Source organism: Actinopolymorpha pittospori (assembly GCF_014873875.1).
GTDB lineage: Bacteria > Actinomycetota > Actinomycetes > Propionibacteriales > Actinopolymorphaceae > Actinopolymorpha > Actinopolymorpha pittospori.
Window position 1 is genome coordinate 4,317,200 of record NZ_JADBEM010000001.1, and the last position, 22,438, is coordinate 4,339,637.

General features: G+C 70.1%; 17 protein-coding genes. 11 read left to right on the forward strand and 6 right to left on the reverse strand.

Going from position 1 to position 22,438, the window contains the following annotated elements; all coding sequences use genetic code 11:
- Positions 1-78 precede the first annotated feature (78 nt).
- The gene (locus tag HEB94_RS20400) at positions 79-966 is read left to right on the forward strand and encodes an NAD-dependent epimerase/dehydratase family protein (protein ID WP_192751379.1); all 888 of its coding nucleotides are present in this window, start codon (positions 79-81) and stop codon (positions 964-966) included.
- Positions 967-1,058: 92 nt separating this feature from the next.
- On the opposite strand, the gene HEB94_RS20405 is transcribed toward HEB94_RS20400, so the two are convergent.
- Both HEB94_RS20405 and HEB94_RS20410 read right to left on the reverse strand, forming a co-directional pair.
- Entirely contained in the window at positions 1,059-2,483 is a 1,425-nt protein-coding gene (locus HEB94_RS20405) for an HNH endonuclease signature motif containing protein (protein ID WP_192751380.1), read from the reverse strand.
- Between the two features lie 127 nt (positions 2,484-2,610).
- Positions 2,611-4,623: an ABC transporter substrate-binding protein gene (locus tag HEB94_RS20410; RefSeq protein WP_202896457.1), complete on the reverse strand. Its 2,013-nt coding sequence runs from the start codon at positions 4,621-4,623 to the stop codon at positions 2,611-2,613.
- A 328-nt stretch (positions 4,624-4,951) separates the two neighbouring features.
- Here HEB94_RS20410 and HEB94_RS20415 point away from each other — a divergent pair, with 328 nt between their 5' ends.
- The 3 genes from HEB94_RS20415 (at position 4,952) to HEB94_RS53645 (ending at position 8,170) form a co-directional block, all read left to right on the forward strand.
- Positions 4,952-6,181 carry a LacI family DNA-binding transcriptional regulator gene (locus HEB94_RS20415; protein WP_192751381.1) on the forward strand — a complete coding sequence of 410 codons (1,230 nt, stop codon included), beginning with the start codon at positions 4,952-4,954 and terminating at the stop codon, positions 6,179-6,181.
- Positions 6,126-7,043: a Gfo/Idh/MocA family oxidoreductase gene (locus HEB94_RS20420; protein ID WP_202896458.1), complete on the forward strand. Its 918-nt coding sequence runs from the start codon at positions 6,126-6,128 to the stop codon at positions 7,041-7,043. The genes HEB94_RS20415 and HEB94_RS20420 overlap by 56 nt, the downstream gene beginning before the upstream one ends.
- A gap of 62 nt (positions 7,044-7,105) precedes the next feature.
- Positions 7,106-8,170 (forward strand): DMT family transporter, encoded by a 1,065-nt coding sequence (locus tag HEB94_RS53645; protein ID WP_337917849.1) that lies wholly within the window; start codon positions 7,106-7,108, stop codon positions 8,168-8,170.
- Here HEB94_RS53645 and HEB94_RS20430 read toward each other — a convergent pair.
- A complete protein-coding gene (locus tag HEB94_RS20430) occupies positions 8,156-8,758 on the reverse strand; it encodes a hypothetical protein (RefSeq protein ID WP_192751383.1) in 603 nt (200 codons plus the stop codon). The two genes, HEB94_RS53645 and HEB94_RS20430, sit on opposite strands and share 15 nt — an antisense overlap.
- A gap of 319 nt (positions 8,759-9,077) precedes the next feature.
- Here HEB94_RS20430 and HEB94_RS20435 point away from each other — a divergent pair, with 319 nt between their 5' ends.
- The 3 genes from HEB94_RS20435 to HEB94_RS20445 all read left to right on the forward strand — a co-directional run bounded on the left by HEB94_RS20435 (position 9,078) and on the right by HEB94_RS20445 (position 11,437).
- Positions 9,078-10,319: a sensor histidine kinase gene (locus tag HEB94_RS20435; RefSeq protein WP_192751384.1), complete on the forward strand. Its 1,242-nt coding sequence runs from the start codon at positions 9,078-9,080 to the stop codon at positions 10,317-10,319.
- Positions 10,316-10,969, forward strand: a complete 654-nt coding sequence (locus HEB94_RS20440) for a response regulator (RefSeq protein WP_192751385.1) — start codon at positions 10,316-10,318, stop codon at positions 10,967-10,969. Before HEB94_RS20435 ends, HEB94_RS20440 begins: the two co-directional genes overlap by 4 nt.
- A gap of 78 nt (positions 10,970-11,047) precedes the next feature.
- Entirely contained in the window at positions 11,048-11,437 is a 390-nt protein-coding gene (locus HEB94_RS20445) for a TIGR03618 family F420-dependent PPOX class oxidoreductase (protein ID WP_192751386.1), read from the forward strand.
- A 37-nt stretch (positions 11,438-11,474) separates the two neighbouring features.
- Here the strand turns inward: HEB94_RS20445 and HEB94_RS20450 are convergent, their stop codons facing one another.
- On the reverse strand, positions 11,475-12,104 hold the full coding sequence (locus HEB94_RS20450) for a TetR/AcrR family transcriptional regulator (protein ID WP_192751387.1): 630 nt from the start codon (positions 12,102-12,104) through the stop codon (positions 11,475-11,477).
- On the reverse strand, positions 12,101-13,729 hold the full coding sequence (locus HEB94_RS20455; protein ID WP_192751388.1) for an FAD-dependent monooxygenase: 1,629 nt from the start codon (positions 13,727-13,729) through the stop codon (positions 12,101-12,103). The genes HEB94_RS20450 and HEB94_RS20455 overlap by 4 nt, the downstream gene beginning before the upstream one ends.
- A gap of 272 nt (positions 13,730-14,001) precedes the next feature.
- On the opposite strand from HEB94_RS20455, the gene HEB94_RS20460 reads away from it, so the two are divergent.
- Positions 14,002-16,617 carry a hypothetical protein gene (locus tag HEB94_RS20460; protein ID WP_192751389.1) on the forward strand — a complete coding sequence of 872 codons (2,616 nt, stop codon included), beginning with the start codon at positions 14,002-14,004 and terminating at the stop codon, positions 16,615-16,617.
- Between the two features lie 3 nt (positions 16,618-16,620).
- On the opposite strand, the gene HEB94_RS20465 is transcribed toward HEB94_RS20460, so the two are convergent.
- Complete coding sequence (locus HEB94_RS20465; protein WP_192751390.1) at positions 16,621-18,531, reverse strand: FAD/NAD(P)-binding protein; 1,911 nt, start codon at positions 18,529-18,531, stop codon at positions 16,621-16,623.
- A 317-nt stretch (positions 18,532-18,848) separates the two neighbouring features.
- Between HEB94_RS20465 and HEB94_RS20470 the strand changes: the two genes are divergently transcribed.
- Genes HEB94_RS20470 through HEB94_RS20480 form a run of 3 tightly spaced genes read left to right on the forward strand, consistent with a single transcriptional unit; the run spans position 18,849 to position 22,214 of the window.
- Positions 18,849-20,066: an LLM class flavin-dependent oxidoreductase gene (locus tag HEB94_RS20470; protein WP_192751391.1), complete on the forward strand. Its 1,218-nt coding sequence runs from the start codon at positions 18,849-18,851 to the stop codon at positions 20,064-20,066.
- Positions 20,063-21,439 carry an NtaA/DmoA family FMN-dependent monooxygenase gene (locus HEB94_RS20475; protein ID WP_192751392.1) on the forward strand — a complete coding sequence of 459 codons (1,377 nt, stop codon included), beginning with the start codon at positions 20,063-20,065 and terminating at the stop codon, positions 21,437-21,439. The genes HEB94_RS20470 and HEB94_RS20475 overlap by 4 nt, the downstream gene beginning before the upstream one ends.
- A gap of 55 nt (positions 21,440-21,494) precedes the next feature.
- Entirely contained in the window at positions 21,495-22,214 is a 720-nt protein-coding gene (locus tag HEB94_RS20480) for a GNAT family N-acetyltransferase (RefSeq protein WP_337917850.1), read from the forward strand.
- The last annotated feature ends 224 nt before the right edge of the window (positions 22,215-22,438 follow it).

The following is a 22,438-nucleotide window of genomic DNA, read 5'->3' on the forward strand; positions in this document are numbered from 1 at the left end:
TTGGCCTGGGTGTGTGGCCTGGTGCGTGGTCCGAGCCTCGCGGGAGGGCGCCCCATCGAACCGTCGGAAGGAACAACGATGCGGATCCTGGTCACAGGCGCGAGCAGCAACATCGGGAAGGGCATCGTCGCTCGGCTGCGCGCGGCCGGCCACAGTCTCGTCCTGTCAGACCTCGATCCGCTGCCGGACGAACCGCAGTTCGCCGGACTGGAGTTCGTGCAGTGCGACATCCAGGTCGGCTTCGGCCTGGAGGGGGCGGCGCAGGGGTGCGACCTGCTCCTCCACCTGCCGGCCTGGCACGGTATGCACTCGCGGGTGAAGACGGAGGCCGACTTCTGGCGCCTCAACGTCGACGGGACCTTCTGGGTGTTGCAGGCCGCCCGGTCGGCGGGCGTCCGCAGGTTGGTGTTCCTCTCGTCGCAGACGTGGCACGACCACTACGGCAAGTACGGCTTCACCAAGCGCGTCGGTGAGGAGCTGTGCGAATATCACCGCCGCAACCACGGAATGCGTTACGTCTCCGTCCGCCCGCACGACTTCACGCCGTGGGGCGCGGACTATCTGAACCGCTATGGCGCCAGGCTCCTCTACGGCGGTGTCGACCGCGAGGACATGCTCGACTGCGTGCAGGCCTCGGTCCGCCACCTGGAGCCTGACCTGCCGGCCGGTGCCGAACCCGAAGCGGTGGTCGTCGACGCCGTACGCCCCGACGTCTTCACCGAGGAGGCCCTCGAAGGGTGGGAGGACGACCCGCTGGCGGCGTGCGAGCGGATCTTCCCGGGCTCGCGTGAGCTCCTCGAGCGGTATGCCATCGACATCAGCCGCCGCCCGTCCGTCGTTCACGGGATCGGCGCGGAGGCGATCGGGTACGCGCCACGGCGACACTTCGGCACCTTCCTCGAGGAGTTGCGGACCCTGGACGCCAAGGGGGAGCAGGCCGTCGCGGCGATGCGCTGCCCGTACTGAGCCCTCGCGTTTCGAAGCGGCGAGGTGTTGGCGCGGGGTGGCGCGGCGCGTCCCTGGGTTGCCGGCCGCGCCGCGCCCCCGCCCAGCGGCGCTCACCGCCGGATCAGCGTGGTGTCGTTGGGTCGGATGACGTTCTGGTAGAGATCCACCCAGGGCGGCGGGATGTATTCGGGGTGCCCGTCGCTGCTCATGCGCACGGTCCAGCCTTGGGTGTGGATGACGGTGTGGTGGTGTTGGCAGAGGAGGACGCCGTTGTCGATGTCGGTTGCTCCTCCGTCCACCCAGTGCTTGATGTGATGCGCTTCGGTCCACTTCTCGGGTCTTCGGCAGTCGGGGAAGTGGCAGAAGTAGCCGTCACGTTCGGCGAGGGCGTGTCGTTGCGAGGACGTGAACAGGCGGGTCCCTCTGCCGAGGTCGAGAACCGCCCCATCTCCACCAAGCACCACGGGGATGATCTCCGCGTCGCACGCCAACTGCCGCACCAGCGTCGCTGACAACGGAGGCCCCGTGATCCGGTAGCCGATCAGGGTCTGCCAGGCGGTACCGGTGCTTACCTCGCCGCTCCCGTCCTTGTCGGCCTGCGTCTGCACCTTCAGGTGGGTGGGTCCGGAGTCGGTGAGGACGGAGTTGAGGGTGCCGTAGCCGAGCCGGGCCACGAGTTCGTCGTGGTTCATCGTCACGGTGAGGCGTGGCCGTGTGCCGCCGCGGGTGGGCGCGCTGGCTGCTGCCTGGGCCAGGGCGACGAGTTCGGCGAAGGCGTCTGCCTGCCGTCGTTCGCTGCTGCGCAGGTCGGGCCCGTCAGGACCGGTCGGCCGAGGCCGAGCCAGCGGATCCAGCAGCGCCTGCAGAACCGCGAGAGTAGGCACGTCGAGGCGCATGAACATGGTGCCCATCCCGTCGCGGACCGGCCCGAAGCTCAACGTGCGGTTCTCCCTGGCGCGGCGTTCCTGCTCCTCCAACTGCTTGCCGATCCGGCGTTCGGCGTCCTCGGGCGCGACCACCTCATACAAGTGCTTGCCGGCCTTGTCCAAGTCGTCGACATCAAGTGCCTGCGCGCTGTCCAGCAGGAACGCTTCCGCCTCCGCCCGTACGGCGGCGTCGACGTCGTTGGGGAGGCGGCGGATCGCGCGTTCGATGACCTGCGCCTGACCCAGCGAGATCTCGCCCTCGCCAAGAGCGCGACCGGTCGCTTGGAGCGTCTGGTCCAGCGCCTTCGCGAGCCGAACTGACACCGACGTCTCACGCCGCCCCATCCGCGTCACCTGCTGCACCCACCCGGCCGTGGTCGCAGCACCGGTCAGCTTCCTGACCTCGTTCAGCTCGGCCTGCCGCGTCAGAGACAACCGCAACGAAGCGAGCTTCGCCTCGCAGACAGCGACCTGCCGTAGCGCCGACTCATACTCACCCAACGGCAACGACACTGTCGGGCACTCCACCGCACCTTCGATCTGCTCACCCACACCGGTAAGCCAAGCCAGCAACGGATGCGCGAAGCCCGCACCGGTGTCGATGTCCATGACCAAACCCTAGACCCGACCACCGACAACAATCCCTGTAAAACAAGGGACTCTGAGTCTGTCGTCGAAACGGATTCCGACTATTTTCTAAGGCGCGGTAAGGCACGCGGGCGTCGCCTACGCGCGGCTAGCGACGCGTGGTGAAGTACTGCTCCGGATTCGACGGACCGGGTTCGGGATAGTCGGACTCGATCATCATCGTCGTCGGCACGTTGTGGAAGTCGGTCCGCTTGATCCCGTATCCCTTCGGTGGCAGGCTGATCCCGATCACGTAGAACTGCTCACGGGCCATCGTGATGACCTGGCGGAGGAGACGGTCCTGCTGCGCGGGGTCGCCGGCCGTCGCCATCTGGTCGTACAACCGCATCTGCTCCCGCACCGCGGGCGGTGGCTGCTCTCCAGCCTCGCCGTGCGACTGGTACCACGCCGCCCAGGGGATGGCGAAGTTCGACTCGTCGCGGTAGGGCATGTAGTAGCGAGGCTCGAGTCGCGGGTCCATTCCTCCGACGTCGCCCTGCCACACGACGGCGTCGCAGAGGTTCGCGTCCTTGCGTTCGTAGAGGAGTGAGGCGTCCTCGGACCGGACACTCGCCTCGATCCCGACCTCGCGCCAGTATCCACGCACCATGTCGGCCACGGCCGCCCAGGCGAAACCGTAGTCGCGGGTGGCGATCTCGACCGTGAACCTGATCGGCTGCCCGTTCGGGCCGAGCCGCACGCCGTCCGCGTCGCGTTGGGTGTAGCCGGCCTGGTCGAGGTGTCGGTTGGCCAGGTCGACGTCGTACGCCGTGTACTGCGTCGCGAGCACCTCGTCGTAGAAGTCGGACTCCGGCCGGGGCGCCGCTTGGTACGGCTTGCCCTGCCGCTGGTAGGCGGCGACGATGATCTCCGGCCGGTTGATGGCGTGGGAGAGCCCGATCCGGAAGTCCTTGTTGCGGAAGATCTCGCGCTTCACCGGATCCTTGTGGCAGAGGTTCAACGAGAAGATCGCGGTGTTCATGTTGGCGTTGACCATCTCGAAGAACTCGTAGCCGCCCTTGTCCCGGCTTCTCGCGAGCACCGGCTTGTTCCGCAACGAGTTGATGGTGCGGGTCTGCATGTCGAACTCGCCGTTGGTGGCCTTGAGCAGCATGACCTCGGGGTCGGAGATGAGCTCGTTGACGAAGGAGTCGATGTAGGGGAGTTGGCTGCCGTCCGGATCGACCTTCCAGTAGTACGGATTGCGTTTGGCGACGAACTGCGTGCCCTTTCCGATCGGCTGGGTGACCATCCATGCCCGAAGGGTGGGCAGCTCGGGGTTGGCCCAGACGTCCCGCTTGGCGTCGAACAGTTGGCGCCAGTCGTCGAACTTCTCCGCCTTGGCGAGGTCGTCGGCGTTGTCGGCGAAGTCGGCGTGGAACCTGGACAGGTAGTGCTTGGGGTGGACCACAAGATCCAGGCCGTACGCCTTGGTGGCCATGCGCTGGGCGAACAGCGCGTTGGGGGAGGGGAACGTCAACCGGACGGCGTAGTCGTCGATCTTCGCCATGGTGCCGGGGCCCTCGCCGGTCGTGTAGGCGGCGGCGAGGACGGGGGAGAGGTCCTCGTTGCGGAGGATGTCGTTGAAGGCGAAGAGGACGTCGTCGGCGGTGAACGGCTCGCCGTCGGACCAGCGGGTGCCTTCGCGGAAGCGGAAGACGTACTCGGTCGCTTCGTCATTGACCTCGAAGGACTCCGCGACTCCCGGCAGCAGCTGGTCGCGGCCGAAGCTGCGCGCGTCGGTTCGCCACCGCAACAGCGGGTCGTAGCCGAGCGTACGGTCGAGCCAGGAGGTGTCGGACGGTCCGAGCATCGCCGCGCGCCAGGTGCCGCCGTAGCTGCCCGCCCGCTCCGCCGGATGGACGACGAGTGGTTTCGTGGGCAACCGTTCGTTGACAGGTGGCAGATCGCCGGCCTTCACCCGGGCGGCGAGTTCCGGCGCCTCCTTGCCCTTGGTGGTCGCCGCGTCGCCGGGTCCGGAGCGCTGCCGCTGGGTGCTGGGATCTGTCGACAGCAGGCTGCAGCCGGTCGCGGTCATGCCGGCGAGGATCGAGACGCCGCCGACTCCGAGGAGCCTTCTGCGGCTGAGCGCATCGGTTTCTGGCTTCTTCTGCCCACCCATGTCGTGCTCCTCTCCGGGAGGCTCCACCGGATGCGGCGGCCCGGACGGCGAACGTCCGTCGAGCGCGTGGATCGCTGCACTGTAACGATTTACCGGGGGAGCGACAAGACATCGAAGCAGCCCTTCGAAGCAGCGCAGCCGAGAGTGGCCTGGCAACCGGTTCGACTTCCTCAACCGGCCACATCCGTTGTGAGGAAAGCCGTTCCGCGCCCGTTCACACCTGCACACTGGATGGGTCGGTTGTTTCGCCCCACCGTGACGAGACGCCGGGTCGGTGAGTGGGACGCGGCTGGCACGACCTGACCGACCGCGTCGGCCTGGTACGACGTTGAATCGCGAACCCGCCCGCACGGGAGGTGTGGTGGACGGCGCGAAGGTGAGTCTGCACGACGTCGCCGCGCGTGCCGGCGTCTCGCCGAGCACCGTGTCCAACGTGCTCAACGGCAGGCTCGGCCGGATGCGCCCCTCCACGAGGGACCGCGTACGCCAGGCCGTTCGCGACCTCGGCTACGTTCCCAACCAGCTTGCCCGGCAGTTCCGCACCGGCCAGGTCCGCACGATCGGTCTGATCGTTCCGTCGGTGGCCAACCCGTTCTGGGGCCTCGTCGCCCGACGGGTGGAACAGGCGGCCAGTGAACGCGGCTACCAGGTCCTGCTCTGCAACTCCGAACGTGATCCGGGGCGGGAGGCGAGGTACGCGGAGACCCTGCTCGACTCCGGCGTACGTGGGCTGATCTTCGGCTCGTCGCCGCTCTCGTTCGACCACCTCGCCACGTTTCGATCCCGCGGCCTGCAGATCGTGGCGTTCGACCGATCGCTCGCGGGCGCCGGCGCACCCGTGGTCGGCAGCGTCGAGATCGACAACGTCCTCGCCGCCAGGTTGGCGATCTCCCACCTCACCGGACTCGGGCACCGGCGGATCGGCTTCCTGTCCGGGCCCATCCGGACCGTGAGCCGCCGGGCCCGGTTGGCCGGCTACCAGGAGGCGCTCGCCGCCGCGGGGATCGAGCATGATCCGGCCCTGGTCTGGGAAGGCACGTCGGTCGCGACCTTCGGTGATGCCGACGGCGCCGAACTCGGCCGTACCGGCGCCCATCACCTGCTGAGCATGCCGGACCGGCCGTCCGCGCTCTTCACCATCAACGACATGTACGCCCTCGGTGCCTACGCCGGTGCCGGCGACCTGGGCCTCCGGGTCCCCGACGACGTGTCGGTGCTCGGCTTCGACGACCTGCCCGTGCTCGCGGAGGTGGCGATGCCGCCGCTCACGACCGTTCGTCAGCCCGTGCCGTCGATGATGCGCTTCGCGACGAGCCAACTGATCGGGCGGCTCGAGGGCGAGATGACCGGCGAGCCGCGGCACCTGACCGCGACCCCGGAGCTCGTCGTACGACAGTCGACCGCGCCGCCGAGTCCGGCCGGGCGGACCGAGAACCGAAGGGAGCCCTCGCGTGGGGAACGCCAGAATCGCGCTGATCGGACTGGGCGCGATGACACAACGCGTGCACCTTCCATCCCTCGCGTCGTTCGAGGACGTCGACCTGGTCGGGGCGTGTGACCTCGACGCCGAGCGCCTGGCCACGGTCGCGGACCGGTACGACATCCGCGACCGCTACAGCGGCTACCGCGCCATGGTCGAGGAGGTCGGTCCGGACGGGGTCTACGCGGTGGGCCAGCCGCACCTGATGTACGACGTCTGGACCTGGTGCCTGCAGCAGGGGGTCAACCTCTACATCGAGAAGCCGCTCGGGCTGAGCTGGCATCAGGCGCAGATGCTCGCGCACCTCGCGAGCGAACGCGCCGTGATCACCCAGGTGAGTCTGCAGCGCCGGACAAGTCCGCTGCTCGTGGCGATGCGCGACGCCTGCGTGGCGCGGGGGCCGGTGACCCATGCGGTGTGCGAGTTCTACAAGTGCGACCAGCGCGCGTTCGTCTCGCCGCGCGACCGGATGCTCGACGACGGCGTACACGCCATCGACACGCTGCGCTGGATCTGCGGCGGCGAGGTGGTCGGGGTCGAGAGTCACTGCCGGCGGGTCGGTGCGCCCGACATCAACTGGTTCACCGCGACGCTGCACTTCGACAACGGCTCGACCGGAATCCTGTTGGCCAGTTGGGCGAGCGGACGGCGGATCTTCCGGGTCGAGATGCATTCCGAGGGGATCTGCGCCGACGCCGATCCCGAAGGGCAGGCGCGACTGTTCGCCGACGGGAACACGGAGGGGACGACGTACGACACCCGCACGGTCGCGGGCAGCGACGAACTCCATGTCTATGGAGGTTTCCGGCGGAAGAACCGCGAGTTCGTCGACTCGCTGCTGGCCGGTGCGGAGCTGACCAGTTCGCCGTTCGGGGACGCGTTGAAGACGATGGAGGTCGCGGAGCAGATCCTCGCCCAGGCGGTCCTGCGCCGCTCCTAGATGCTCGCCGGCTCGGCGAAAGTTCGGTGCGGTCCGAACGATCCGACGCCTAGGGTGTGCCGGTGCGTTCTCCAGGCATCCTCCGACGACAGGCTCCCTCCGAGATTCCCGCAGGCGTTCCCGCAGGTGGTCCGGCCGACGCTCCTGCCGGTCACGCCGGCTACCTCCCGATCGCCGCGGCGGCGACGACCGAGCTCCTGTGGGCGGCGGCGTTCGTCGCGATCCGGCACGTGGGCACGGCGTTCTCGCCCGGCGCGCTGTCGCTGGGTCGGCTGGTGGTCGGCAGTCTCGTCCTGGGCGCCTTCATGCTGGTACGCCGGCCCGCCTGGCCACCGCGGGCGATGTGGCCGCGGCTGGTGGTCGTCGGCGTGCTGTGGTTCGGTATCTACAACATCGCCCTGAATGCCGGCGAACAGCGGGTGGACGCCGGCACCGCCGCGATGGTGGTCAACGTCGGGCCGATCCTGCTCGCGGTCCTGGCCGGGGCCTTCCTGGGGGAGGGATTCCCGCGGTCCCTCCTGCTGGGCAGCGCGGTCGCCTTCGCCGGCGTCGTGGTGATCGGTCTGGCGACCTCGGTGGACGCGAGCGCGGACGCGGTGGGTGTCCTGCTCTGCGTCGTCGCCGCGGTCGCGTACGCCGTGGCGGTGGTGGCCCAGAAACCGCTGCTGACCCGGCTGCCGGCGCTGCAGGTCACCTGGCTGGCCGCCACGATCGGAGCCGTGAGCTGCCTGCCGTTCGGTCCGAGCCTGGTCCGCGAGGCGGCTGCCGCTCCGCCGTCCATGCTCGCCTGGGTCGTGTTCCTCGGCGCCTTCCCGACGGCACTGGCGTTCACCACGTGGGCGTACGCGCTGTCCAGGACGAGTGCCGGCCGGATGGGCGCGACGACCTACCTCGTCCCGCCGATCGCCGTCCTGCTCGGCTGGGTCCTGCTCGGCGAGACTCCGGCCACCCTCGCCCTGGGCGGTGGCGTGTTGTGCCTGATCGGCGTTTTCCTGACCCGCCGCACCCCTCGCCGCACCCCTCGCCGCACCGGTCGCCGCAAGGTCGCCGCGGACGTGGACGCGGACGCGGCCGCGGACACGGTCGCGGCGGGCGCACCCGGCCGTGGAAGGTCAGGGGACCAGTGAGGACGCGCCCCTGCTCGGGCGCTCCGCACCACCCACGTCGAGCGACCCCCGCGGTGCCGGCAGCTCCGTAGGCCACCGGCCGAGCCGTGTCTTTCCCCACGGCTTGTAGACCGAGAGGACCGTGGCGAGGACGAGCATCGCGAGGTGCGCCACAGACAGGCCGAGCAGGAGGGTCGTCGGTGCTGTCGCGAGGTCCAGGATCGGGTCACCGCCGGCCACGGCGCCGGCCGAACCCCTGGTCGTTCCAGTTGCGGCCTGGGCGGCCTGGGCGAGCCGGTCGGCGAGCAGGACCGCGGTCCCGATCACACCCACGGTCAGTGCCAGCTTCGTCGCCACCCAGTAGTGCCGCAGCAGGCCCCACTTCGTTCCCAGCGACAGGGCCACGCCGGTGACCACCGTCGCGACCGCGAGTGGGCGAAAGGCGATGTTCAGCACGTCCATCGCGGTGAACCTCGCCATCGCCACCACGGTGGCGACCGAGGAGACCGCCGCGATTCCGAGGACCAACTTGGCGGCCACGATGCCGAGCCAGGCGACGGAGACGATGAGGTGCACGGCGACCAGGAACCTGTACGTCGAAGGCGACACGCGCCGCCCCCGGCCGCCGTTCCTTCGCGAACGCTCCGGCTGGTTCACGTCCCACCCTCCCGGTTCGGTGCCGTCGGCTCCGGATCCGCTCCGGACGCCCACCTCACGGTCCCGGGTTTCCGCGCGTCGAGCGTCCGGTCGGGTGCGACATCACAGCTACGCTCGCCCACGTAGGGGGACGCCGAGCGCCCGTGTCAGTGCCGTCGTTTCGCGGGACCCGGCCTACGTCGGGTGACGTAGTGGCGGGGTCGCTTCCGGACCGATGTCGGCGGCCCGCTCGTGCCGGACGCTTTCGGTATGGCCGGAGGAGGGTGGGCACATGACGGTGTCGACGTCGCTGCGCAGGGACGCCGCCTTCGCGGTCGGCCTCGCCGTGGTCGCGACCGTCTGGACGTGGGCCGCCGCGCCCTACCTGCAGCAGGAGCGGCCGATCGACGTCCAGGGGTTCGCGATGATGGTGGGTGCCGCTCTCGCCCTGACCCTCCGACGGCAGTGGCCACTGCTGGCCCTGGCGGTCACCGCGACGCTGACCTCGGCGTACCTCGTGGTCGGCTACCCCTACGGCCCGATCATGGTCGCGTTCCTCGTCGCGGTCTACACGGTCGCCCGCTACCTCCCCCTCCGCCGGGCGCTGCCGTCGTGCGCCGCGGCGCTGGCGGTCTTGTTGCTGCACGTGTTCACCAACGACGCCGCCCTTCCCGGGCTGCTCGGTGTCATCCCCGGCTCGGCGTGGGTGGTGGTGCCGTGCGCGGTCGGCGTCAGCGTTCGGGCGCGCAGGGAGTACGCCGAGCGGACCAGGGCGGAGGCGGTCCGTCAGCATGTCCTGGACGAGCGCCTGCGGGTCGCCCAGGAGGTGCACGACGTCGTGGGCCATGGCCTCGCGGCGATCAAGATGCAGGCAGACGTCGCCCTCCACCTGCTGGCGAAGAAGCCTGAACAGGCCGAGGCCGCACTCGACGCCATCAGCCGTACGAGTACCGAGGCGCTGGACGAACTCCGGGCCACGTTGGCGGTCGTCCGGCGAACCGACGTCGAGTCCCCGCGCGCACCCGCGCCCGGGCTCGGCCGGATCGAGGACCTGCGCCAGCGCATGAGCGAGGCGGGGCTGGTCGTCGAAGTCGACGTCACCGGACGTCGGCGTCGCCTCCCGCCGGCCGCCGACCTGGCGGCCTACCGCGTCGTCCAGGAATCGTTGACGAACGTACTCCGGCACGGCCAGACGAAGGTTGCGACCGTGCGGATCGGTTACGAGACTGGCGGCGTGACGCTCGCGATCTCCAATCCCGCCGACGCGGTGTGGGCCCGGGAGGACGGCCTCGGCATTCCGGGGATGCGGCAACGCGTGACCTCCCTGGGTGGTGAGTTCAGTGCCGGGCGGTCGTCGCGGGGTCTCTTCGAGGTCTGCGCCACCATTCCGGTGGCCGAGGAGATCCCCTACGACGAGGAGACCTCCGAGGCCGACGAGACGTCCCACGCCGGAGAGAGGTCCCACGCCGGCGCAACGTCCGACGCCGGCGAGCTTCCGTCCGGCGACCACACGACAACGGGGGACCGCTCGTGATCTCGGTACTCATCGTCGACGACCAGGACCTCGTCCGCCTCGGACTCCGCACCCTGGTCGAGAACGAGGACGGTCTGCGGTTCGCCGGAGAGGCGGGCGACGGCCTGGCCGCGGTCGCTGCGGCGAAGGAACACCGCCCCGACATCGTCCTGATGGACATCCGGATGCCCGGTGTCGACGGACTCGAGGCGACGCGCCGGATCGGTGCCGACCCCGACCTCGCCGACACCAGGGTCATCGTGCTGACGACGTTCGAGCTGGACGAGTACGTCTTCGACGCCCTGCGTCACGGCGCCAGCGGCTTCCTGTTGAAGGACACCAAGCCGGCCGAACTGCTCCAGGCGATCCGGCTCGTGGCCGACGGCGGAGCCCTGCTCTCACCGTCGGTGACCCGCCGGGTGGTCCGGGAGTTCGCGGCCCGGTCGGTGCGGACGGTGAAGCCGCATCCCCGACTCGACTCGCTCACCGACCGTGAGCGCGAGGTCGTCGGACTGGTCGGGGAGGGGCTCAGCAACGACGAGATCGCCGAACGCCTCGTGGTCAGCCCCGCGACCGCCCGTACCCATGTCAGCCGGGCCATGACGAAGTTGGCCGCGCGTGACCGGGCACAGCTCGTCGTCTTCGCCTACCAGTCCGGTCTCACGAGCTGATCGATCTCCCGGGTCCCGTCCCTGGCCGGGGACCACGCCCCCTACAGTGGCGACGTTCCCCCGGACGAAGGAGTACTCGTGCCCAAGCCGCCGATCCCCGCTGACGTTGTCGAAATGCTGAAAAGGCCCAACCCGGCGGTCATGGCCACCGTGCGCGCGGACGGTACGCCGGTCTCGGCGGCGACGTGGTACCTCTGGGACGACGGTCGCGTTCTGCTCAACCTCGACGCCGGCCGCAAGCGTCTGGAGCACATGCGTGCCAACCCGCACGTGACCCTGACCGTGCTGGACGGCGAGTCGTGGTACCGCACCGTGACCGTGCAGGGGACGGTGACGTTCGAGGACGACACCGACCTGGTCGCCATCGACCGGCTGTCGAAGCACTACAGCGGTGAGCCGTACGACAACCGCGAGCGGCCGCGCGTCACCACCTGGCTGAACGTCGACACCTACCAGGTCTGGGGCTAGGCAGTCTTCTGGACACGGCCTGTACCGCCGGCGTGGCTCAGCGGGGGAGCAGCCCCGCCTGGCGGTACAGCGCTCGAAGGTAGCGCCGCATCTCGGCGGCGTCGGGCGGATCGGGCTGGAATACGCGGTAGGTGACGGCGCCGGCCATCATGTCGGTCAGCACGTCCAGGTCCGCGTTTTCCGGCACCGTGCCGATCGCCTTCGCCCGCTCCAGCAACGCGCTGGTCAGCCTCCGCCGCGGCAGGATGTTGTGCTTCCAGTACGTCGCCAACAACGCCGGATTGCTGACCGCCGAGCCCAGCACCCGGGAGACGAGCGCGCGGAACTCCGGACTGGCCGCCGCCTCGGCTGCCGACGGTAGGGCGCGCTCGATGAGCTCGTGGGGCGAGACGGTCTCGATCTCGTCGTTCGTCGGCCACCGGTCCTCATCGTTCACCAGTGACTCGATCGCCTGGACGAGCAGGTCCTCCTTGGTGGACCAGCGGCGGTAGACCGTGAGCTTGCCCACTCCGGCCCGCTTGGCGATCTGCTCGATGCTCGCCCCGTCCACACCGCGTTCGAGGAAGAGCTCCAGCGCTGCCCGCAGGATCGCGTCCTCGACCTCCGGATCGCGGGGCCGGCCGCGACCGCGCGGCGCGGGGGCGGTGTCGGGGTTCGCTTCGGTCATCGGGTCGGCCGTTCCTCCACCAGTGCGTTCCGCAGCCACCGATCCAGACCGGCGGAGTCGGCCTCGCCGCGCCACGTCACGTGGGCGTCCGGTCGTACGAGCACCACGTCATCCAACCCCACGTCGCCCAGTCCCACGTCGTCCGGTTCCGTGTCGTCCAGTCCCCCCGTGCCTGGTGAACCGGAGCCGCGGCGTAGCGGTGTCACGCGCTCTCCCAACCACCGGCGCGCCGTGGCGAGGCAACCGTCCGCGGCTCCGGCGGGGACGAGGAGCGCCCAGTGCGTGCCGAGTTCGGTGTGCAGGCGGGACGGCGTGCCGTCCGCGCGCAGACAGGCCAGGTCCGCGATCCGGTCCCCGGCCCGCGGCCGTCGTCTGGGCCATCCTCTGGGCAACCCGCTGGGCAATCCGCCGCGTCGTCCGCTGTCGGCGAGTGGTCCGCGCCGGTAGCTGACCCACAACTGTGACGTCGAGTAGGTCGCCCATCGCTGGATCGCGGAGACGTTGAGGAGAGGAACCACGATCCGGTCCCGGAGGAACCGACCGACGGGGCCACTGGTGATGTTCACCCGAGTGGTCGCGGTGCTGCCGCGCAGCACCTTGGCCGCGAGCGGGCGGCGTTCGGACTGGTAGGTGTCCAGTAGAGACTCGCGTGCCTGGCCGGACACGACGAGTGCGAGTTTCCAGGCGAGGTTCTCGGCGTCGCCGATACCGGTGAGCATGCCCTGTCCGCCGAAGGGCGCATGCGCGTGGGCCGCGTCGCCGGCCAGCAGCATCCGGCCACGTCGGTAGCTGTCCGCCAGTCTGCGGTGCGCGCTGAACGCCGACGCCCAGGTCGCGTCCCGGATCGGTCCTGTCGAGTGTCCGGTCCGTTGCGAAAGGATCTCGTGGACGCGATCGAGGATCTGCCGCTCCGTGGGCTTCCCGTCGTGTTCTCCCGGGTCGTAGGCGAGGATCCGCCACAGGTCGTCCGGGCCGCCCGGTTCGGGTATCGGCATCGGCATCGCGCCGACCATCCCGTCGGGATGGACCCACCCGGTCGTCCCGGTTCGGTCGAGATCCCAGTTCAGGTGGACGTCGGCCAGCAGGAACCGCTCGCTGACCCGCGCGCCCGGGAACCCGATGCCGGAGAGCTCTCGGGTGGTGCTGGCGGTGCCGTCGCAGCCGACCAGCCAGCGGGCTCGTACCGGTTGCCCGTCACCGACGACGGCGGTGACTCCGTCCGCGTCCTGGCTGGCGTCGAGCAGCGGGGTGGCCCATTCGGGCTGACCGCCCAGTGTGGCCAGCCGGGCTCTCAGCGCCGCCTCGACCCGGGCCTGCGAGATCAGCATCGGGGGAGCGGCGGTCCTCATGCCGACGTCACCGAACCGCAGCCTTGCCACCGGGCGGTTCCCCACGTACGTCGTGATCGTCATCGCCTTCAATGCCTCGCTCGGCAGCGTGCCCAGCGCTCCCAGCCGGCTCAGTACTTCCGAGCCGCGGGCGTGCAGGAAGTTCGCCCTCGACGTGGCGGCGGGTCCGGCCGACCGGTCCACCACGCGCACCGAGACGCCCTGCGACAGCAGGCCGCAGGCCAACGCGAGCCCGGTCGGGCCCGCGCCGACCACCAGGACATCCGTCGTCCGCATCTCAACCCCCAGTTTGTTAACGGTACGGCCCCGTAAACAAAATAGGCGAGAGGTGGTCCGATGTAAACCTATCGGCGGACAGTCCTGCGTCGCCGTCAGGACCGCCCGACTCCGGCCGTAGGTCGAGCGGGTGGCTGGCCTATGACGGACGCAACGGTTCTGAGTGGGCGTTGGTGATCCTAGGGTGGGGCGATTTCCCTTGCCAGGTTGACGAATCCCGATGACTCGGTGACGCGCCCGGCGCGGCCCCGAGACGGCTGGAGGATCCCATCGTGATCGCACCCGAGCCCACCCCCGGGCGCGGCGACATCCACAGTCGTAGGGCACTGCTGGGCGGCGTCGCCGGCGCGGCCGCCCTGGCCGCGCTTCCCGGCCACGCAGGTCGGGCCGCCGCTGCGGGACCGGCGACATTGGCGCGAGGGATCACGAAACCGACCACCGATCTCCTCGCGGTCACCGGCCCCGGACAACCGCGCTGGCTCTCGGTCCCGATGAGTCGCATCGTCGCCAATCCGTACGACTTCAACCAGACCACCAGTGAGGTCGTCCAGAACAGCGGACCCGAGCTTCCGCTCTCGGCTGGGTACTACGCACACGACGAGGCGAACCGCGTGCCCTCCATGCTCATGCTCTTCCGGCGGCCACCAGGGGAGCCGCACCCCGAGCCGCCGCCGGTCGCCTTCGACGACGACTTCGACGAGCTCGCACCCGAGTGGGAGGCCGAGCCAGGCGTGTCGGCGCAGGTCGTCGACTCGCGGCTGACGATGGTGCTTCCGGACGACGCGCCGAACGCCTGGGGCGCCCTGTCGCACACCCTGACCGTCGACGTGGACGCCTTCCCGGTGGTGACGATCGAGGTGCCGAGCGTCGCCGGGGCCTGGGCACTGAAGGTCAACGACGGGTCCGCCCCGGTCGACACCGTGCTGCAGGGCGACACCTCAGGCGCTGGCTCGTTCAGCTACGACCTCACCAAGGCGACCGGCTGGTCCGGTGTCCAGACGTTCTCCCTGCGGCTGTTCGTGGTGCAGAAGAACGCTCCACTGGTCGTGGACCGGATCACGGTCCAGGGGCAGCCGACGTCCTGGCTCGAGCCGGCGGAGCGGTTCTCCACCACCTGGCGGCCCGAGGCGCTGGAGTTCTCGGCCAGCTACGCCGGAGGGGGTGCCGTCCGGGGGCGGGACCAGTTCCACGACGCCGGGAGCCTCACCCGGGTCCTCACCGTGGACGGGCTGGGCGTCGGCGGGGCGTCCCTGCAGCTGGCCGGACGCTACGTCGGCCAGGTCTCCCACGAGCCGGACCGCGGTGTGCTGACGGTCAGCACGGACACGTTCAGCTACTCGATCTGCGTCGGAGCCCGCCGGACGGTGGAGTTCTTCGCGAGTGAGACCGACCTGCGAGCGGGCGGCCCGACGGTCTCGCCGGCGCCGCCGTCCGGGTACTGGAGCGTCCGAGCCCCGGCCCGGGACACCACCGTCGTCGGCGTCGGCTTCGTCTACCGTGGCGAGGATCCTGGAGTCTCCGTGGCCCGGGCGCTCGCCGCGTCCGAGCCCGCTGTCGCGGGCAGGGACCTGCGGCGTTGGCGGGACTACTGGAACTCCGTCCTCGCGCGCGTACCCCACCCACGGGACTTCGCCCTTCCCGCTGTCGCGGCGGACGGCGTGACAGCGGAGGACGTCGCTTCTACCTACTACCGGGCATGGCACTTTCTCGCGGCCAACCTGCTGCCTGCCGGCCCCGAGGTCGGTTTCTCGTACCCGCAGGTGGCGACCGGAAAGCCGTCGATGTGGAACTTCGGCGCGCCGGGCTCGCGGCCGTCGGCGAGCTGGGACAGCCTGCTCGGGATCCAGTACCTCGCCTACCTCGACGCCGATGCGGCGTGGGGAGCCTTCCAGGGCCTGATGTCTCTGGTGGACGAGAGCGGAAAGCTCGGCGGTGAGAGCCTCCCGAGCCGCAAGGCCCAGACCGCCTGGATCCTCTCTTCCGTCACCGGTGACCAGGGGAGGTTGGCCGCGATCTACGCGGATCTGCGCCGCTATCTCCTGTGGGCGGAGGCGAATCCGCGTTGGATCTTCGGCGACCACGACATCCCCGACGAGCGGGACGCGGAGTTCGTGGCGTCCCTGATCATCGACTTCGGCTACGCCGAGCGCATCGCCGCCGCCGTGGGTGCCGATGCGGACATCGCCTTCTGGCGTCGGCACGCCGCCGACCTCACCCGCGACTACCTGACCTGGTTCTTCCCGACGACGGGCACGAACCGGACGCTGCAGTACCACTATCTCGACGGCAGCCATGCCGACAGCGCCGGCAACACCCTGTGGGTGTGCACCGGCCTCCACCTGCGGAACCTGCCCGAGGGCGAAAGCCGCCTCCTACGGGACCGCTTCCTCGCTGGCTTCGACCCGACCGCCACTCTGGCCGGCTGGGGTTTCCCGGACGTGAAGGCGCCGGACGTGACCTTCACGGCCTACGGTCTCCTGGAATCCGGCCTGACCGAGCAGGCGGACGTCTTTGTCCAGGCGAACGTCCGGGACATCGTGCGCGCGGGCATGTTCGCCGAGGTGTACGACGATCCGCCGGGCGGCCCCGTGGGCACGGGAGTCCGGCCTTCGATGTTCGGGGCGGTCAACCTGATCGACTTCGTCTGGCTCCGCAACGGGTACCGCGCCGATGACGGCGAGCCGTTGTTCGTCCGGCTCCCGTCCGCCGACGGAGGTGTGTCCGGCCTCACCCACGCCGGCGACACGCTCAACGTCGACCTCGACGAGATGGCCGGACTTGTCCTGCTGTCCGGCCGAGCCGTGCGGGGTGGGCAGGACTGCCGCCGGCTGGCGGTGCCGATCGGGGTGTCGACAGCCATCCCGGAAGGCTGTCGTCGCGAGGGCTGAGCGTCAGGAGGATTCGCTGATCCCGAGCGCGGCCCGGGCGAGGGCGTCGTTCTGGCGGAAGAACGGTGCGTTGAGCCGAGGCCGCGGGAAGGCGCCCGCGCCGATCGCACCCGCCACCCAGTACCCCGCCGCGAACCGGTCCGGGTCGGGTGTGCCGTCCGGGCGGATGATCCGGAAGTCGCTGCGCTGCACCCGGAGTTTGCCGGAGTGCCAGTCCCTGCCGCTCGGGTCGGTCAGGACGTGCTCGGTCGCGGCGCCCCGGGCCAGCAGGTTTCGGACGACCGTGTCGGTGGTGCGGGTCACGTCGGGGCGGGGGAGCCGCGCCTCGATCAGCCAGCGCGCCTCGACTGGTTCGGGCACCGACGAGCTCGAGCCCACGAAGACGCCGCGTGGGTCGCTGTCCACGAGCATGTCCGCGCCGAGGAAGCGGACGATCCCGGCACGGGAGAGGGCGAGGAGCTCCTCGAGCCGTTCGCCGGGCGGGCCGCTGGCGAAGTAGCTGAAGAAGCCGTGCCACCACCGGTCGATGTCGACGACCTCCGCGCGGGCGGAGACACCCCCTTGGGCCAGTACCGCAGCGAGGGTGCCGTAAACCACCAACATCGCCACGAACGCGGCACCGTCGGCGCTGTGGTAGTGGTCGGCGCGCCGGTCGATGTCCGCGCGGATGTAGTCGCGCATCCAGTCCTGGAACACCTCGTGGTCCGGGAACCTCTGTCCGGACAGCGGCTGGTCAAGGCTGGTGAAGTCCAGCCGGTCGTTGTGCTTGGGGACGGACGCCGCGACCAACTCGGTCAGTTCGTCGTCCTCCCAGGACAGCTCGGCGTACTTCGCCGAGAAGTCGGCCCACGTCAGGTTGACCCGTTCCGGATGCGCGGTGAAGAGCTCGCGGTAGTAGGCCCAGCCGATCTCCTTGCACATCAGGGGGAACAGGTGCTCCCAGAAGTCGAGTGAGCCGTGCTCGGTACGAAGCCGTCGACAGGCCTCGAGGGTGAAGAACCTCGGCGCGGACGGCGGACCCATCGCGTAGGCGACCTTGGAGTGGTAGGGCACACCGCGCCCGGATCCGGCCACCAGGAGAGGTTCCCGGCCCGACGGAAGGTACGTCAGCTCACCACCACGGCGTTCGAACCGCCCTCCACGCCCTTCCGCGAGCAGCACCATGTAGTCGACGAAGGCGAGCCCCAGGCCGCGTACCAGCACCGTCTCGCCGGCAGGCACCTGATCGAGGGGCAGGTCGGCGGTGTAGCCCGTCGAGACGTAGCCGAGGCCGTGGTGGCGGGCGAAGGTCGCGAGGGTCGTCTCCTCGGCCGTGGGACCACCGTCAAGATGCCCTTGCGCGAGGACCACCCGGTCGGCGGTGAGGGGTGCGTCCTCGTGGTCCAGCCACACGAGCTGCCGGCCGGACGACACGTCGCTGGTCAGGTCACGCGCCCGGGTGGGGTGCACCGTGATCCGGACGCGGTCGGGCACCGAGGCCCGGACGCGATCGAAGACCCAGCGCAGGTAGGCGCTCTGCAGCCGACGGGTGGCGAAGGACAGCGGACCCAGCCGGCGCGCCTCCACCCCTACCGGGTCGTCGGCCGGAAGGAGCCGCGCGACGTCCCTCGTCCACTCCCACAACGACGGGCCACCCACGACCGGACCCGCGCACCGGACCGACTCGTCCGGGAATGTGGTGACGTCGGCGAGGGTGGAGTTCATCCAGAGCAGTGCCGGCTGGTCGTCGCGCCAGACGCGTCCGGCGCCGGGCGGGAAGGGATCGACCAGGTGGACCTCCACCCGCCGGTCGCTTTCCAGGTCGTCGAGGTTGGCCACGAGGCGTTCGAGAACGGACGTGCCCCGCGGTCCGATTCCGATGAGACAGATGACCAGGGGCGTGTCCGGACCGACCGGCTCCGGATCGACTGGCATGTCGTGGCCCCTTCCACGCCCAGGACGCCGTGGCCCGGCGTATGCCCGATTCAGCTGACAACTGGGAACCCGCGCCCGAGATTCCCGCGGCGCGCGTACCTGATCGTCGAAACTATCCCTACTTTTCAACTAGGAATCGAATCGACCAAGCGGTCGTCCATGGTGTGGACGGTTCGTGGGCGGACATTCCTACCGGCTCGGCCGGAATACCGGGCGGTGCCCATGGGTTGGCACAAGAACGTGCCGCGGTGGGCGCGGCAACCGCCTGCCCGCCTCGCCGGCGACCGCCCGAAGGACGCTCCAGGAGAGGAGAGCTGATGGCGGCATCGTCCGTACCGCATCTCGCCGTGGCGCTGGAGGGCGCCGGCTGGCATCCCGCCGCGTGGCGGGAACCCGAGGCCCGCAGCGACGAACTGTTCAGTCCCGCGTACTGGACCGACCTGGTGCTCGAAGCCCAGTCGGCCGCCCTGGACTTCGTGACGTTCGAGGACTCGTTCTCCGTGGCGACGTCCCAGGCGACCACTCCCGTGACCGCGACCTCCCTCCCGGACTCCGACATGCCCGTGCGCCCCGACCGGGTGGCCGGACGGCTCGATGCCGTACTGCTCGCCGCTCGGGTCGCGCCGCGGACGCGCGGCATCGGGATCGTGCCGACCGCGACCGTCACCCACACCGAGCCGTTCCACCTGTCCAAGGCCATCGCCACCCTGGACTACGTCACCTCCGGCCGTGCGGGTTGGCGGGTCAGGGTCTCCGCCAGTGAACGTGAGGCCGCGGAGTTCGGGCGACGGGACCTCCACGAGCCGACGAACGACCTGTTCGACGAGGCCGCCGACTACGTCGACGTCGTACGCCGACTCTGGGACTCCTGGGAGGACGACGCCGAGATCCGCGACACCGCCACGGGTCGGTTCGTCGATCGCGACAAGCTGCACTACATCGACTTCGAGGGCCGCTGGTTCAGCGTCAAGGGCCCCTCGATCACATCGCGCCCACCGCAGGGACAGCCGTTGGTCACGGCGCTCGCGCACGGCAGCGTCGGCTACCGCCTCGCCGCGCGTGCGGCCGACATCGTCTTCGCGACGCCCAACGACGTCGAGCGGGCGGGCGGGATCGTGGCGGAGGTTCGCGAGGAGCAGGCCGCGGCCGGCCGGGAGGGCGAAGGCCTACACGTCTTCGCTGACCTGGTCGTCTTCCTCGACACCGACCCCGCGCGGGCCGCGGACCGGCGGGCCAGGCTGGACCAGCTCGCCGGAGCCCCGGTGAGCTTCGACGCGCCGGTCTTCACGGGTACGCCGGAAACGCTCGCCGACCTGCTGCTCGAGTACCACCGGGCCGGGTTGACCGGCTTCCGGCTGCGTCCCGGGACGATCCCGCACGACCTGGAGGCGATCACCCGCGGGCTCGTACCCGAGCTACGTCGGCGCGGCGCCTTCCGGCACGACTACGACGCGCCCACGCTACGGGGCCTGCTCGGCCTCGCCCGTCCCGCCAACCGCTACGCCGTCGCCTCCGGATCGAGGACGTCACGATGAGCAAGCCGCGCAAGCAGGTCCATCTGGCCGCCCACTTCCCGGGCGTGAACAACACGACGGTGTGGAGCGACCCTCGTTCGGGCAGCCACATCGAGTTCGAGTCGTTCGCCCACTTCGCGCGGACGGCCGAACGCGCGAAGTTCGACTTCCTCTTCCTGGCCGAGGGCCTTCGCCTGCGTGAGCAGGGCGGGAGGATCTACGACCTCGACGTGGTCGGACGGCCCGACACCTTCACGATCCTCGCCGCGCTCGCGGCGGTCACCGAGCGGCTCGGGCTCGCCGGCACGATCAACTCGACGTTCAACGAGCCGTACGAGGTGGCCCGGCAGTTCGCGACCCTCGACCACCTCTCGGCGGGCCGGGCCGCGTGGAACGTCGTCACCTCCTGGGACGCGTTCACGGGTGAGAACTTCCGCCGAGGCGGCTTCCTGCCGCAGGACCAGCGCTACGACCGCGCCGAACGGTTCATGCGGACGACCTGGGAGCTCTTCGACTCCTGGCGCGGTGACGAGATCGTGGCCGACAAACGCTCGGGCGTCTTCCTCGCCGACCCGAACGCCGGCTCCTTCGAACACCACGACGCGCACTTCGACATCCGGGGCCAGTTCAACGTGCCGCGCAGCCCGCAGGGCCGGCCGGTGATCTTCCAGGCCGGGGACTCCGAGGAGGGGCGCGAGTTCGCGGCCGCCACCGCCGACGCGATCTTCACCCGGCACGCGACCCTGGACGCGGGCAGGGCGTTCTACGCCGATGTCAAGGGCAGGTTGGCGAAGTACCACCGCCGCCCCGAGCAGCTCGTCATCCTGCCGGCCGCGACGTTCGTGCTCGGTGACACCGACGCGGAGGCGCGGGAGTACGCCGACGTCGTACGCCGTCAGCAGGTCAGTGGGGCGACGGCGATCCAGTTCCTCGAGCAGGTGTGGAACCGCGACCTGTCCGACTACGACCCGGACGGCCCACTCCCCGAGGTCGACCCGCTACTCGGTGAGAACACCGTCGCCCGTGGCCGGGCCAGCGTGCGGATGTACCGTGATCCGGTGGAGACGGCGCGGCAGTGGCGAGAGGTCGCCGCGGAGAAGAAACTCTCCATCCGGGAGTTGATGATCGAGGTGAGCGGGCGGCAGACGTTCGTCGGTTCGCCCGAGACGGTCGCCGAGTCGATCGACGAGTTCGTCCAGCAGGACGCGAGCGACGGGTTCATCCTTGTCCCGCACATCACGCCGTCGGGACTGGACGAGTTCGCCGACAAGGTCGTGCCCCTGCTGCAGGAACGCGGCGTCTTCCGAACCGACTACACCGGTACGACGCTGCGCGACCACCTCGGTCTCACACCACTGGAGCGACCAGCCATCGGCAGAAGGAAGGCCTCGTGAACCCGCACCCCGGATGCGAACCCGCCCCACCCGCCCCGGACGAGGCGGGTGGGCGGTGACGTCGGCACTCGAGGGAGACGCTCACCCACTGGACAACCCCGTGTACGCGGCGCTCACCGGCCCGCACTCCCACCTCGCGGAGACCAAGGGCCGGGTGGTTCGGTACCCGCACGACGTCGCGCCGTTCTACGCGATACCTGGCGAACCCACCCAGGTCGACTGGGCCGATCTCGCCGCACTCGCCGGACCAGGCGGTGACGTGACGCTCACCTCCGCTGCCCCGCTCGAGCCGCCCACCGGCTGGGAGGTCGCGATGCGGCTCGGCGGCGTCCAGATGGTCGACGCGGGGATCGCCGCGGCCCCCGACCCCGAGGCGGTGCGGCTCGGGCGCGACGACGTACCCGAGATGCTCGACCTGGTGGCGCGTACCCAACCCGGCCCCTTCCGCACCGACACCATCGCACTCGGTACCTACCTCGGTGTCCGCGACGGCGGGCGGCTCGTGGCGATGGCGGGGGAGCGGATGCACCCGCCCGGCTGGACCGAGATCAGCGCCGTCTGCACCGACGAGGCCTACCGTGGTCGCGGCCTGGCCGGCCGGCTGGTCCGGGCGGTCGCGGCGGGCATCCTGGCCCGCGGCGAGACGCCGTTCCTGCACGCCGCCGCCTCCAACGCCGGTGCCGTGCGTCTCTACGAAGCGCTCGGACTCCGGCTGCGCCGCGAGACCTGCTTCCAGATGCTGCGCGCTCCTGCCGCGGGGGACGGCCGAGGTTGACCGGATCCACGATGACGTACGCCGGCACCCTCTCCGCCTGGGTCGGGGCGGGTGCCAGGCGGTCATCGTGTCCAATGCCTGGGACGGGGCTGTTTGTCTGGCGTTCCTACCGGAATAGTAGGAATATGCCTCGGCAGCTCCTCCTGACATCGCGGCGCGCGATCGACCTGATGCGCGTCGCCAGTGAGCTGTGTCTTCGCCTCCGGTGTCATCAGCCCCATGGA

Excerpts from the sequence above, each read along its gene's own strand:
- HEB94_RS20400 (WP_192751379.1), top strand. The coding sequence starts at position 79 with ATGCGGATCCTGGTCACAGGCGCGAGCAGCAACATCGGGAAGGGCATC.
- HEB94_RS20405 (WP_192751380.1), bottom strand. The coding sequence starts at position 2,483 with ATGGACATCGACACCGGTGCGGGCTTCGCGCATCCGTTGCTGGCTTGG.
- HEB94_RS20410 (WP_202896457.1), bottom strand. The coding sequence starts at position 4,623 with ATGGGTGGGCAGAAGAAGCCAGAAACCGATGCGCTCAGCCGCAGAAGG.
- HEB94_RS20435 (WP_192751384.1), top strand. The coding sequence starts at position 9,078 with ATGACGGTGTCGACGTCGCTGCGCAGGGACGCCGCCTTCGCGGTCGGC.
- HEB94_RS20450 (WP_192751387.1), bottom strand. The coding sequence starts at position 12,104 with ATGACCGAAGCGAACCCCGACACCGCCCCCGCGCCGCGCGGTCGCGGC.
- HEB94_RS20455 (WP_192751388.1), bottom strand. The coding sequence starts at position 13,729 with ATGCGGACGACGGATGTCCTGGTGGTCGGCGCGGGCCCGACCGGGCTC.
- HEB94_RS20465 (WP_192751390.1), bottom strand. The coding sequence starts at position 18,531 with ATGCCAGTCGATCCGGAGCCGGTCGGTCCGGACACGCCCCTGGTCATC.
- HEB94_RS20470 (WP_192751391.1), top strand. The coding sequence starts at position 18,849 with ATGGCGGCATCGTCCGTACCGCATCTCGCCGTGGCGCTGGAGGGCGCC.
- HEB94_RS20475 (WP_192751392.1), top strand. The coding sequence starts at position 20,063 with ATGAGCAAGCCGCGCAAGCAGGTCCATCTGGCCGCCCACTTCCCGGGC.